The organism is Herbaspirillum sp. Sphag64, from assembly GCF_014192645.1.
Classification (GTDB): Bacteria; Pseudomonadota; Gammaproteobacteria; order Burkholderiales; family Burkholderiaceae_D; genus Herbaspirillum.
This window is the reverse complement of sequence record NZ_JACHYE010000015.1, coordinates 47,826-61,387: the sequence shown is the minus strand read 5'-3', so window position 1 is coordinate 61,387 and position 13,562 is coordinate 47,826. Positions and strand designations below refer to the sequence as shown.

At 57.4% G+C, this 13,562-nt stretch carries 10 protein-coding genes; 4 read left to right on the top strand and 6 right to left on the bottom strand.

The window, feature by feature from the left end; genetic code table 11:
• Window positions 1-30 precede the first annotated feature (30 nt).
• Together FHW66_RS18275 and FHW66_RS18270 are read right to left on the bottom strand one after the other, a co-directional pair.
• A complete protein-coding gene (locus FHW66_RS18275) occupies window positions 31-1,431 on the bottom strand; it encodes an LLM class flavin-dependent oxidoreductase (protein ID WP_183381264.1) in 1,401 nt (466 codons plus the stop codon).
• A gap of 30 nt (window positions 1,432-1,461) precedes the next feature.
• Window positions 1,462-2,718 carry an SfnB family sulfur acquisition oxidoreductase gene (locus tag FHW66_RS18270; protein ID WP_183381263.1) on the bottom strand — a complete coding sequence of 419 codons (1,257 nt, stop codon included), beginning with the start codon at window positions 2,716-2,718 and terminating at the stop codon, window positions 1,462-1,464.
• 102 nt (window positions 2,719-2,820) lie between these two features.
• Here FHW66_RS18270 and FHW66_RS18265 point away from each other — a divergent pair, with 102 nt between their 5' ends.
• From FHW66_RS18265 to phaP, 3 genes are all read left to right on the top strand, one after another.
• On the top strand, window positions 2,821-3,120 hold the full coding sequence (locus FHW66_RS18265; protein WP_370543499.1) for a DUF3717 domain-containing protein: 300 nt from the start codon (window positions 2,821-2,823) through the stop codon (window positions 3,118-3,120).
• Between the two features lie 72 nt (window positions 3,121-3,192).
• A complete protein-coding gene (locus FHW66_RS18260) occupies window positions 3,193-4,392 on the top strand; it encodes a patatin-like phospholipase family protein (protein WP_183381262.1) in 1,200 nt (399 codons plus the stop codon).
• 208 nt (window positions 4,393-4,600) lie between these two features.
• Window positions 4,601-5,164: a TIGR01841 family phasin gene (gene phaP / locus FHW66_RS18255; RefSeq protein WP_183381261.1), complete on the top strand. Its 564-nt coding sequence runs from the start codon at window positions 4,601-4,603 to the stop codon at window positions 5,162-5,164.
• A 101-nt stretch (window positions 5,165-5,265) separates the two neighbouring features.
• Here phaP and FHW66_RS18250 read toward each other — a convergent pair whose 3' ends face one another.
• Entirely contained in the window at window positions 5,266-6,888 is a 1,623-nt protein-coding gene (locus tag FHW66_RS18250; protein WP_183381260.1) for an NAD(P)/FAD-dependent oxidoreductase, read from the bottom strand.
• Between the two features lie 310 nt (window positions 6,889-7,198).
• On the opposite strand from FHW66_RS18250, the gene FHW66_RS18245 reads away from it, so the two are divergent.
• Complete coding sequence (locus FHW66_RS18245) at window positions 7,199-7,510, top strand: YXWGXW repeat-containing protein (protein ID WP_183381259.1); 312 nt, start codon at window positions 7,199-7,201, stop codon at window positions 7,508-7,510.
• A gap of 33 nt (window positions 7,511-7,543) precedes the next feature.
• Here the strand turns inward: FHW66_RS18245 and mnmC are convergent, their stop codons facing one another.
• The 3 genes from mnmC to FHW66_RS18230 form a co-directional block, all read right to left on the bottom strand.
• Complete coding sequence (gene mnmC, locus FHW66_RS18240; protein WP_183381258.1) at window positions 7,544-9,361, bottom strand: FAD-dependent 5-carboxymethylaminomethyl-2-thiouridine(34) oxidoreductase MnmC; 1,818 nt, start codon at window positions 9,359-9,361, stop codon at window positions 7,544-7,546.
• A 9-nt stretch (window positions 9,362-9,370) separates the two neighbouring features.
• Window positions 9,371-12,262, bottom strand: a complete 2,892-nt coding sequence (locus FHW66_RS18235) for an EAL domain-containing protein (protein WP_370543500.1) — start codon at window positions 12,260-12,262, stop codon at window positions 9,371-9,373.
• A gap of 178 nt (window positions 12,263-12,440) precedes the next feature.
• Window positions 12,441-13,553, bottom strand: a complete 1,113-nt coding sequence (locus FHW66_RS18230) for a GTP-binding protein (protein ID WP_183381257.1) — start codon at window positions 13,551-13,553, stop codon at window positions 12,441-12,443.
• Between the last annotated feature and the right edge of the window lie 9 nt (window positions 13,554-13,562).

The window sequence follows — 13,562 nt, the reverse complement described above, 5'->3', positions numbered from 1 at the left end:
CTGCGGCTGGGTTCACATCCAGCCCCGGAATCAGGCATGGCGTCGATTTTGGTCGACTGAGCTGACTGTGCGATACGTGGCGCCGATATGCCGGGATGGCAGGTAGGCATCACCATGAAACAGCTTTTCACGTAGCGAGCCCGGTGCATAGTCGTGCTTGTAGGAGCCACGGGTTTGCAGCTCTGGGATCACCAGATCGATGAAATCCTCATAACTTTCCGGTGTGACCGTGCGGGTCAGATTGAAGCCATCAATATCGGTCTCGCGGATCCATCCCTCGAGTTCGTCGGCAACTTCCTGAGGCGAGCCGACGATGGTGAGGTAACGTCCACCCAGCTCCAGCTGCCGCAGCAACTTGCGCTTGGTCCAGTTCAGTTCGGGATTGGTAACAGTCTTGACCAGCGACTCAATCGAGTTGGTCTTCACCTGGCGGATCGGCTCATCGAGTTCGTACTTGGAAAAATCGATCCCGGTACCACTGGAGAAATGCGCCAGGCCGGCTTCAGGGCTGGCGTAGCGTTTGTACTCCTGATACTTTTCCTGCGCCTCTTTGGTGGTGGGCGCCACAATCACGGTGATGCCCATGAAGACCTTGATATCGTCAGGATGACGGCCTTCACGCACCACACCTTCACGCACACCGATCACCAGCTTGCGCACCGCCTCACGGGTTTGTCCGGAAATGAAGATGCACTCGGCATGACGGGCGGCGAACTGCTGACCGCGGCCGGACGAACCGGCCTGATACAAGACCGGCGTGCGCTGACGGGACGGCTCGCTCAGGTGAATTCCGTCGACGTCGTAATACTTCCCGTGATGGGAAATGGTATGCACCTTGTCCGGCTGCGCATAAATGCGACGTGCGCGGTCACGTAGTACAGCCTGCTCTTCCCAACTGCCTTCCCAGAGTTTATAGACCACTTCCAGGAACTCATCGGCGCGATCATAACGCTCATCGTGCGCGATCTGCTCGGACAAACCCATGGCACGGGCAGCACTGTCGAGGTAACCGGTAACGATATTCCAGCCAATGCGACCCTTGGTCAGGTGATCAAGGGTGGACATACGGCGTGCAAACAGGAACGGGGCCTCGTAGGTAAGGTTGACCGTGACGCCGAAGCCCAGATGTTCCGTCACATGTCCCATCGCCGAGACCAGCAGCAGCGGATCATTGACCGGCAGCTGTATGGTCTCGCGCAAGGTCAGGTCGACCGCGTTCTGATAGACATCATAGACACCGACGATATCCGCCAGAAACAGTCCGTCGAATTTGCCACGCTCAAGCAGCTTGGCAAGATCGGTCCAGTAATTGACATCGGTATAGTCTTGCGAACGATCACGAGGATGCGTCCACAAACCGTGATTGATGTGGCTCACGCAATTCATATTGAAGGCGTTGAGACGAATTTCTTTTTTGCCGGATTGACTCATGCTGCGACATCCATGATCGGTTGGTCGGAATCAGATCGCGCCGTGACGTGGCGGGTTCTTGTCATTCAAATAGTAGTTGCCGATGACGTGATATTTCCAGCGCACCGGATCATGCAGGGTATGCGTACGGGCATTGCGCCAATGACGGTCAAGATTGCCCTCGGCCAGGGTGGACTGGGTACCGGCTAACTCAAACAGTTTGGTGCTGGCTGCCAATGCGACGTCCGTGGTCAGTACCCGCGCTTCAGCCACTGCAACCGAGGCCGCAGCAACGTTCTCTGCAGATTGTTCACGCGTCGCGGTATCGACCTTGCGTCCGGCACGCTCCAGCAATGCCTCCGCCGCATGTAACTGGATCGTCAGATCACCGACTTCGCGCAATGTCAGCGGATCGTCTGACGCCCGCTCGACACCGCTGTCAAACCAGGGGCGCGAGCGTGTCTTCACAAAGCGAATCAGATCCTCATAGGCCGCACGCGCCAACCCCAGATCAATGGCGGCATGCAACAGCTGCGCCAGCGGACCAACCTGAGTCGGCCGGTCAAATGCAGCCTGAAAGCCGAGCACGGCATCGGCCGGGACAGGCACATTGTCAAAGATGGCTGAACCACTGCCCGTAGTACGCTGACCAAACCCGGACCAGTCGTCAATGATGGTCAGGCCAACGGCGTTGCGCGGTACCAGTGCCAGTTGCTGCACACCGCCATCATCAATGGCAGAGGTCGGTACCCAATCGGCATACAGCGCGCCGGTCGCGTAAAACTTGCGGCCATTAATTCGGAAACCACCCTCGGCATCAGCACTCAGACGGGTCTTGCGTTCAGCGGAATTCTTGGTGCCGATTTCAGCGAGTGCATTGCCCAGACGATCGCCCTGCAACACCCGCTCAAAATAGAAGCGTTTTTGCGCTTCGCTGCCATTGACGCGAATCAACTCAACGGCATAAAAGTGGTTTTGTGGAATCTGACCAATCGAGCCATCCGCCGCCGAAATGATCGCCGTTACCTCCGCCAGCGTGACTTTGGACACCCCTGCACCGCCGTATTCTCTCGGTACCGAAATCCCCCATAAACCCGAGCGGACATAGCGCTCCAGTTCGGGCCACGGCAAGCGACGCTCACGATCGCGCGCCGACGCTTCTTGCGCCAGATCTGTCGCGAGTACACGCGCAGCTTCAAGGGCGTGGGCATCATCACGGATACGGGTTACGCCAGTACGCGGAAGTTGGGGATGAACAACGGCAGATGCGGCATCCGAAGATGCCGCGAGAGAAGGCGATTGAGACATGACAGAGCTTTCAGTAGCGGGCACAGGCGACGGAGGGCCATTAGAGCAAAAACCGGATTGTCACCCAACGAAGAATTTCAAATTTGCAAGCATGGAAAACGCATGTCGTGCCGCCGACACAGCCGTAGTCAGCGGCGGGCGTACAATACCGGCATGAGCGAAACCATCATCTTATTGACCGATCTCGAAGCGGCTATTAACTACTGGCGCCTGCAACGGCCTGCCACCGGCGAAGAATGTGCGCTGTCACCGGAAGTCAACACGCTGGCCAATGTGTATGCGGTGATGATCATCGAACATCTGCATGAAATCACAACCACCGCCATCAGCAAGGAAGCATTGCAGTTATTGCATGCTTGGCGAGCCAGTCGAGCCGACTCCGTAGCTGTCGACCAGCGCTGAAGTCCTGCCCCGGTCGCGCTACAATTGCTGCGCTGCACTGCAATCTCCAGTATTCACACTGCAAGGACCACGATGCCACGCCGATCTGCCAGCACTGCCTCTGCCGACACCGCACCAGCGACGTCTTCCCGTACCAGGAAATCACCTTCAGCTGCTCGGCCCCGGATTGCTCTGGTTCTGCAGGGTGGCGGTGCGCTTGGTGCGTATCAAGCCGGCGTCTATCACGCCTTGCATGAGCATGACCTCTGCCCAGACTGGGTCGTCGGTACTTCCATCGGTGCCATTAATGCGGCCATCATTGCGGGCAATCCGCATGAGCACCGGATCGAACGACTTCGACAGTTCTGGGAAAGCGTTTCCCATCCGGATCCGGTCGACCTGCGTCAGGTACCGGACGCCACACGTCAACTAGCAACCTGGTTGTCTACCCTGGATACCTTCAGCCGTGGCGTAGAAGGGTTTTTTACGCCACGTCCGTTTAATCCCTTCGCGGCCGGTTTGCCGGTCCCGGCCGAAGAGGCCAGTTTCTACAGCACGGAAGCCTTGCGCGAGACGCTCAATGCCCACGTCGATTTTGATTATCTCAACCGTGGCGACGGCATGCGTCTGACTGTCAATGCGGTCAAGGTCACCTGTGGCACGCTGATCCGCTTTGACTCAACGAAACTGGCGATCAATGCCGAGCATGTCATGGCCAGCGGTGCGCTGCCACCGGGCTTTGCCGCAGTAAGAATTGACGGCGACCTATACTGGGACGGCGGTCTGTATTCCAACACGCCGCTGGAGGTGGTGCTCAATGACGAGCCGCGTCAGAACACCCTGTGCATGATGGTTGACCTGTGGCATGCCGATGGGCCCGAGCCGAGAACACTGGAAGCGGTGCAGACACGGCAGAAGGATGTCACTTTTGCCTCGCGCTCACAGCGCCATATTGATGCTTATATCAAGCAACATCAGCTGCGTAAAATTGCACGCGATGCCTACGCCCGCCTGCCCGCGTCCCAACTCAGTGCAGCTGACCGGCAGCAAATTGCCGAGCTTGGCAGCGATGCGACCATTCACGTCGTGCGACTGGCCTATGCCGGTCGCGACTGGAACATGGCATCAAAAGATGTCAACTTTTCACAAGGATCGATCAGGTGGCGTTGGGAACAAGGCTATCAAGATACCTTGCGCGGGATTGCGCTCGCTCATACCTGTCAGTTCGCGGCATCCGACGAGGGTGTTGTGGTGCATGAGCTGGCACCGCCAGAACGGCGTGACGGACGGTAAGGCAAGACGTCATTTCCCAAGGGAAATGGGACGAGTCATATCCATATCGTGAGACTTGCCGGGCGATCGATATCATTTTGGTGCGTTGCACAAAAACCACTTGACCTCACCAAAGAAGTGCGTAAAATCGGTCTTGTTGCGGCGCACAATAACATCTTGAGACGGAAGCCGCCAGTCGCCTAATAGTCGTCGAACCAAAGGAGAAGTCATGTTTTCGTACCAAGATCAATTTTCCGCAGCAACCAAAACCCATTTCCAGGCACAACTGGACCTGATCAACACACTGACCACCAAGACCTTCGAAGGCGTGGAAAAGCTGGTTGAACTGAACCTGAACGCCGTCAAAGCTTCGCTGGAAGAGTCTGCTGCTGCTGCTCAACAATTTTCCGCCGTCAAGGATCCGCAGGAACTGATCGCACTGGCCACTGCCCACGCTCAGCCAACCGCTGAAAAGGCTGCTGCCTACGGTCGTCACCTGGCATCAATCCTGTCTGCTACACAAGCTGAACTGACCAAGGCTGCTGAAGCACAAGTTGCTGACACCAGCCGCAAGGTTAGCGCACTGGTTGATGAAATCGCCAAGAATGCACCAGCTGGTTCGGAACAGGCTGTGGCACTGCTGAAGTCGGCAATTGGCAATGCCAACGCTGGCTACGAGCAACTGACCAAGAACACCAAGCAAGCCGTAGAAACACTGGAAGGTCACCTCAGTAATGCTGCCAAGCAATTCACTCAGGCTGCTGAAAAGACCACTAGCCGTGCAAAGAAGTAAGCAGTACTGATCTCAAACAAAACGGGCCGCAACTGCGGCCCGTTTTGCATTGGTGCCAACGACATAATGCGGAAATACGACCAAAGTCGAGTAGCGACGCCTCAGCCCCCAGTAATCGACAGCGCCACCGCCTCGGCCACCTTGATCCCGTCGATTGCGGCCGACATGATCCCGCCGGCATAACCAGCACCCTCACCGGCCGGGAACAAACCTTTGGTATTGAGGCTTTGCAAGGTCTTGTCATCGCGTCGGATACGCACTGGCGAAGAGGTGCGCGTCTCCACACCGGTCAATACCGCATCATTCATCGCGTAACCGCGAATCTGTTTATCAAACTCCGGCAAGGCTTCGCGAATGGCGTCGATCGCATAATCAGGCAATGACGTACTCAGGTCACCCAGCAAGACACCCGGCTTGTAAGACGGAATCACACTGCCGAGTTCCCTCGATGGCCGCTTCGCCAGAAAATCGCCAACCAGTTGCCCAGGAGCATCATAAGTGCGGCCACCGAGCTCATAGGCGCGTGACTCCCAGTGCCGCTGGAATTCAATCCCGGCCAGCGGATGACCCGGATAATCCGCCGGCGAAATACCAACCACGATGCCGCTATTGGCATTGCGCTCATTGCGCGAATACTGGCTCATACCATTGGTGACCACACGCTCCGGCTCGGAGGTGGCGGCGACGACGGTGCCGCCCGGACACATGCAGAAGCTGTAGACCGCACGTCCATTGGAACAGTGATGCACCAGCTTGTAGTCGGCCGCGCCAAGGATAGGATTGCCGGCATTCGGACCGAAACGGCATCGATCGATCAGGGATTGTGGATGCTCGGCCCGGAAGCCCACCGAAAACGGCTTGGCTTCCATGTAGACGCCCCGGTCGTAGAGCATCTGGAAGGTATCGCGCGCGCTGTGACCAATTGCCAGCACCACATGATCGGCCTCGATATGCTCGCCACTTTCCAGCACTACACCGCGCATCTGGCCATCCTGGATGACGACATCGCTGACCTTTTGTTCAAAGCGAAACTCGCCACCGAGGCTGACGATTTTTTCCCGCATCAGTTGCACCATCTTGACCAGACGGAAGGTACCGATGTGCGGCTTGCTGACGTACATGATTTCCGGCGGTGCGTCAGCGGCGACGAATTCCGTAAGTACCTTGCGGCCGTAGTGCTTAGGATCCTTGACCTGGCTGTAGAGCTTGCCGTCGGAAAACGTACCAGCGCCACCCTCGCCATATTGCACATTGGATTCCGGCTTGAGCTGGCGTTGACGCCACAGGCCCCAGGTATCCTTGGTCCGCTCGCGTACCGTCTTGCCGCGTTCCAGAATGATCGGGTTGAAACCCATTTCGGCCAGAATCAACCCCGCAAAAATACCGCATGGGCCGGTGCCGATGACCACCGGGCGTTGGCGCAAACCAGCTGGTGCCCGGGCAACGAAATGGTAGTTGGTGTCTGGTGTAGGAACAATGGCAGTCTTGCTGACCGCCTTGCCTTGTGCTGGCTGCCGTTGCAACACGGCAGCTTCGTCGGCGACCTCGACATCCACCGAGTAATTGAGCAGGATGGCTGACTTCTTGCGCGCATCGTAGCTGCGACGGAACAGGCTCACGCTCAGCAGTTGGTCATCCGGAATACCCAGGCGCGCGAGAATGGCCGCGCGCAGATCGGCTTCAGGATGGTCGAGAGGGAGTTGTATTTCAGCAATTCGCAGCATGTGCAGTTCCGGTGTAACGTCAGGCGCATCGATAGGTCGATGGTCGGGAAAACCCATTGCCATGCCCGCCGGACGCCTGTTCAAAAGGCGATATTTTACTCTACCCCGGCCCTCTTCAGGCGCCCGACAGGCTGCAAGGGGCTTGTTGTGTTTGTCCGGCGGATCACTGGTTGCGAGTTTGTTTCTTAGTGTTTCAGCAGCGCAAAAAAACCCGTCGGCGATACATAAAATTACATCTCCCCTTTCTGCTCTGTTCTACAGTCATCCCCATGTAGCGCGGCTACTATTATCAATACTCAGGGAGTGCATCATGTTCTACAAAAAATTGCTTCTTTCGCTCTTGCTCAGTACCAGTGCCGTTTCAGCGCTCATGCTGGCGAACGCGGCGCAAGCGCAGATCATCATTGCGCCCGCACCACCGCCACCACCCCGCTATGAAGCATTACCACCGCCACATCATGGCTATGTCTGGGCACCGGGGTACTGGGCCTGGGACGGTTATCGTCATGTCTGGGTCGCAGGCCATTGGGAACGCATGCATCGCGGCTATCGCTATGCGCCACCCGGCTGGCATCAAGGCCCTCGTGGCTGGGAATTTGATCACGGCGGTTGGCAGCGCTAATCAGGTCGGTCAGAGGTTGTCGGGATGGCAACCTCAACCAGCGCGCCGGTGTGCTTTGAGCGCAAAGCGTGCCGGATCCAGCAACGCTAGCGCATCCCTGCCTAAGGGCAGTGGCTCGCCGGTGAGCTGGCTAGCCACAATTTCTGCGGCCAGCGGTGACCAGATCAGGCCGCGTGAAGCAAAACCCAGCACCGCATGTAACGACGGATGACGCGGCACGTCGCGTAACTGAACTTCACCAGTAACAGCCAGCACTGCCATGTCGGGCAGCGCGCCCACCAGCGGCAGACGATCTGTCGATACACAACGAAATCCCACACGCCCCTGCCAGCTGGCCAGATCGGGCTGCTTCTGCCATTGCGGCAACATCTGACGTAACTTGCCGAGATTGCCCAGATGGCTGTCCAGTCGCAGCGAAGTATCCTCATCGCCAAGGTCATAGCTGGCACCCATGCTGACCAGACCATCAACGGCACCAGTCAGATAACCGTCGCCACACAGTGCCATCGGCAGGACGGGTAATTGCTCTGCCGGTACATGACTGACTTGCCCCCGAATCTGCTGCAACGGCAATCCGGCAGCCTGCTCAAATTGCAAGGCTGCCGCGCTATTGGCGAGCACGACGACTGGCGCCTGCGCCAGCACCGCACCATGGGCGTCGACCACCTGCCATTGCTGTGCAACCCTGCGCAAGTGCACCGCATGTTGGTGAAACCGACGTTGTACCGCATCGCCACAAGCTTCCAGCATGGCTTCACACAACCGCGCTGGTCGCACCCAGCCAGCTTGCGGAAACCACCAGCCACTTCCTGCAGCCATCTGCAAACGATCGCTGACTTCAGACTCCGACCACCATTGCGCAAACGCGGGTGGATAACGCCAGAAGCGGGCAGCATCGGCGAAGGCCTCGGCCTGCTGCGGACCGCGCGCCAGCTGCAAGACGCCACAGGCCTTGCCGATCTGCCGCTCGGGCGCAAAGATGTCGAGCTGCATCCACAGTTGCCGGGCAAACAGAAATGCGGCCCGCGTCAGTCTGGCGGTCGGATTGTCATCGCGCGAAATGGACGGCATGTAGACCCCGGCCAGATTGCCCGATGCCTCTTGCGCGGGTGCGCCATGCCGTTCAATCAATGTTACCCGCCAGCTACGTGCGACCAGTCGCTGGCATAGGGTCGTACCTGCCAGACCGGCACCGATGACGATGGCCTCACGCGATACAGGTAGCACTGTCGGTACAGCAGGAGTAACACGCCAGCGCGGCGCATAGCGCATGGCAAGACCCGCTGTGTTACCGGCAACAGGCGCAAAACCGGCCTGCTGCAAGGGGCCAGCCAGTGCAGTGGCAGGCGTCGGTAAAAACAGCAAGGTATCGGTCCGGACCAGTTGGCATAAGCGCTTGATCTGCGGCGCTTGCCATCCTTGCGCAGCCTGCAGCAACACGCAATCGGCGCGCGCTTCGAGCTGCGTTAATGCCTGTGCTTGTTCACCAACAATGAGCGTCAGCGCGATACGGTCCTGCGCCAGCAACAGACGGTGATAACCTGGTGTAGCCGCTGGCCAGACCGGTAGCCATTGCGCCACCAGCCCCAGTGGATCCTCAATACCTGTAGCGCGTGGTGCTGCCAGCGGCGGATCCTGCTCGGTGGGCCCCGGCAGCAGGATGTAATGCAGTCGCTGCGGCACTGGCTCACCAGCGTCGCGCTGTTGCTGCCAGCGCGTCCACAGCTGCAACAGCATGCTGCCATCATCGGCACCATATTGCAGTACGGTGTAAAGCGCGTGATGACGCCAATGTGACTGTACTGCTGTACAGATTTCCACATCATCACGACCAGAAAACGGATTCAGCATGCAATAAACTCAGCGGGCACTGATAGTCAGGCCCTCTGCGGGAGTAGAAATCGTCTCCTGCAACAGCTGGACAAACTGCTCCGCCGACACCGGTGGACTGAACAGATAGCCCTGGATTTCGTCACACCCGTGATGCCGCAAAAAGCTTAATTGCTCCTGCGTTTCGACGCCTTCGGCTATGACTTGCAGCTTGAGGCTGTGAGCCAGCGAAATGATCGATACCGTGATGGCGGCATCATCGGCATCGACCGAAATATCGCGCACAAATGACTGATCGATCTTGAGCGCATCGATGGGGAAACGTTTCAGATAGGAGAGACTGGAATAGCCCGTCCCAAAATCATCAATCGAGATATGAACACCAAGCTCCTTGAACTGCCGCAGGATACCAATCGCCTGCTCGACATCCGTCATGACCAGCGTTTCTGTCAGTTCCAGCTCCAGGCAATGGGGTGGTAGTCCGGTTTCGACCAATGCGGTGGCAATCGATGACACCAGATCCGCCTGCAAAAACTGGCGTATCGATAGATTCACCGCCACCCGCAGCGACTCCCAGCCGGCGTCATGCCAGGCTTTGGTCTGCGCACAGGCAGTACGAATCACCCAGGCACCGATCGGCAAGATCAGCCCGGTCTCCTCTGCCAGACCGATGAAACGTGCCGGTGCCACCATGCCCATTTGCGGATGCCGCCAGCGAATCAGGGCTTCCATGCCAACCACCTTGCCACTGCGCAGATCAAGCTTGGGCTGGTAGTGCAACATGAACTCCTCGCGCTCCAGCGCTCGTCGCAGATCACCCTCGATACGCAACCGCTCCAGTGCCTGTTCATTCATTGCAGGGGTATAAAACTGGAAGTTGTCGCGCCCGTGCAGTTTGGCGCGGTACATCGCAATATCGGCATATTTGACCAAGGTCTCGGCATCCTTGCTGTCGCCCGGATAAGTCGCCACACCCATACTGCATGTGGGAAAGAAGGTATGTCCGTCAACCGTCAATGGCGCCGCAACTGCGGTCTGTATGTTGTGCAGAATATGGGTGTCGAGATCGGCACCGGGATACTCTGACATGACGATCACAAATTCATCACTACCCTGCCGGGCGACCGTATCGGCACTACGTACCACATGACGCAAACGGTCGGCCACCGCCTTGAGTAGTAAGTCACCGGCGCGATGTCCGAGGGTATCGTTGACGAACTTGAAGCGATCAAGATCGATGAACACCACCCACAAGGCATGCTGATAACGCTCAGCATAGGCCATGGCCTGATTCAGCGCGGTGCGCAACATGTTGCGATTGACCAACCCGGTCAGCACATCGCAATTGGCCTGAAACGCCAATTCCTCTTCATAGCGCTTCATCGCGGTAATGTCATGCAATACGGCCACAAAATGGGTCGTCTCACCGAGCTCGTCCTTGACCGGCGCAATGAAGCAATCGTTCCACATCGGTGCGCCGTTCTTGGTCTGGGTGCGCAGCAGTACATTACCCTCCGTGCGCTGGTCCATGATGCGCCAGATATCGTCAAAGCTGGACGTCTCGCGCTGCGCACTTTCCAGCAGGCGGATACTTTGTCCGCTGGCTTCGGCCGCAGCGTAGCCGGTGATCCGCTCGAATGCCGGATTCACGTATTCGATCGGATAATCGGGTCCTTTGGCCTGCATGATGATGATCGCGTTGACGCTGGCATCAATGGCGCGTTGACGCAACTGCAAGGCGCGTTCGGCCAGCTGACGGGCTTGAATGTCAGCCTTGAGCAGTGCATTGGTCAGACGCAACTCAGCGGTTCGCTCATCCACTGTGCGCTGGACGCGACGCGAGCGCATCAACAACGTATTGAGGTAAGCCGTGGCAAGCAGGGTCAGCAAGCTGCCTGCGATGAGGATCAGCAAGGAGTTGCTGTGATTGGACAGAATCGGCCGCACTGCGCTGATTTCTACATGCCAGGGTTGACCGGCAATGACAAAGGTACGGTTAAATATTGCAGGTGAACGGTAGAGCGGTGCCAGACGACCGGCCATCGATTTGGTGACGGATTCGGGACTTCGGTAGGCCAGCATTTCTGGCTGCGCACTATCGCCAACGTAGACGCTGATACGGTCAGTCTTGGCCCCAGGGACGCTGGCCTGACTAAAAATACGTTCCAGCAAGGTGCGTACATGAAATACCTCGGCAGTATCGCCAATAACGGCCGCCCGCCTTTGCGCTACGGTGTCTCGCGGCATGCCAGACCGATATACCGGCATCAGCACCAGCACACCAAGATCGTTTGCCGAAGCCTGTGCCAGTCGCACGCCGCCGGAGGAGACCGGCTGGTTCAGTTCAATCGCCCGCGCCAGCGTCGCCATGATCTCGCTGTTACCGGAAAGATCCAGACCGAGTGCGGGCTGATTTCCCTGGAGCGGCTCCAGATAATCCACCACCAGATAACGTGCATGCTCCGCCGCAGGCATCAGGCGCCCCTGCTGCAGAACACTGATCTGGAAGCCGGGAACCTGTTTCTGCATCATGGCTTCGTAGCCTGGCCGCTCGGCATGGCTGATGATGCGCTGAAAGCTGAACGCCTTCACGAAGCTGAATTTTTGCAGTAACGGGGTCGTGAAGGTATGAAATTGCCCACGCGTTGGCGCTTCGACCGTCAGGAATAGGCGATTGATCGATGTCAGTACTTGCACCGCCTCTTCCATGCCGCGTTGCAGGATATAGATTTGGGAGGCGCTGCGTTGTTCGAAATCCCTGTCGAAGGCGTTGTCTTCCAGTTTGCTGGTGCCGAGAAACAATAAAAACGTCAAGCCAAAGCCAATGCACAGCGTCACTGATGCCGAGAGAGATGCTCCGATGCGTTTAATCGCTTTTATCATGCTCAGGGAGTGTTCCGCATAGCCAATGGCATCCATCATAAACGCCACATTCATTGGATAGACGAATTACCAACACAATTTTTGCGCAGCTTGATGTGCGGCAACATTGCACAAGGGATAGCGGCCGCCGGAACCGCAAAGGAGTGACTCAACAGAGTTCCCTAGCGACGCTTTTCCCGAATCGCTTTGCATCATTTTTACCACGCCAAAACAGACGTTAGCGGCCTGCTTGCTCGCGTTCGATCGCTTGCGCCTGCATGAAGGCCTTGAAGGAGCGCTCAATGGTGGCACGTTCGACATCCTTGGTGATGAAAACGATACGGGTACGGTGATCTTCAGACGGCCATTGCGGTAGCGTCACGGTGGGGTGGAAGATGTGTTGTACGCCGTGAATGACCACCGGCTGCTCTTGCCCGGCGAGATTAATGATGCCCTTGATGCGCAGGATATTCTGGCCCTTGAAGCCCACCAGCAGGCTCAACCACTCGTCAAACTGGTCTGGTTCGATCGGTGTATCAAAGCTGAAACAGAACGCGCGGATATGATCATCATGGCGGTTTACGTCGTGCTGGTGATCATCGTGGTGGTCGTGATGGTGATCATGCCCATGGTGGTGCGCATGCGCCTGATCGTGCTTGTGAGCATCATCGGCGTAAGACTCTTCGTTCAGCCAGCGTGTGACATCCAGACTTTTTTCGCCGGTTCTGAACAAACCGGCATCAAGCAACTGTGCCGGAGCAACCTGTCCCTGTTGTGACAGAAGCTGCTGCGCGGCCGGATTGATCTGTCGCAGTCTGTCCCGCAACGCATCCAGCACAGCAGCATCAGCCAGATCGCTCTTGGTCAGCAACAGCCGATCGGCAACCGCCGCCTGCTGCACCGCTTCGATATGCTGATCAAGCGTGGCCGCGCCATTGACCGCATCAACGGTGGTGATGACGCCGTCGAGCCGGTATTTGCCAGCAATGAACGGATCGGTCATCAAGGTATGCAAAATCGGGATTGGCGAAGCCAAACCGGTGGTTTCGATAATGACGCGATTGAATTTGCGGTGGCCGCCCTCGGCGAAGCGCCAGGTAATGTCCTTGAGCGTCTTCTTGAGGTCGCCACGGATGGTACAGCACAGACAACCGCTGCTCATTTCCACCACGACCTCTTCCTGACTGTGCGCGACCAGCAGATGATCAAGCCCGATCTCACCAAATTCGTTGATGATGACCAGGGTATCCTTGAGTTCAGGCTGGCCCACCAGATAATTGAGCAAAGTGGTTTTGCCACTGCCCAGAAAACCGGTCAACAGGGAAATCGGGATCAGATCGGGAATCGTCATGGCAGCAAA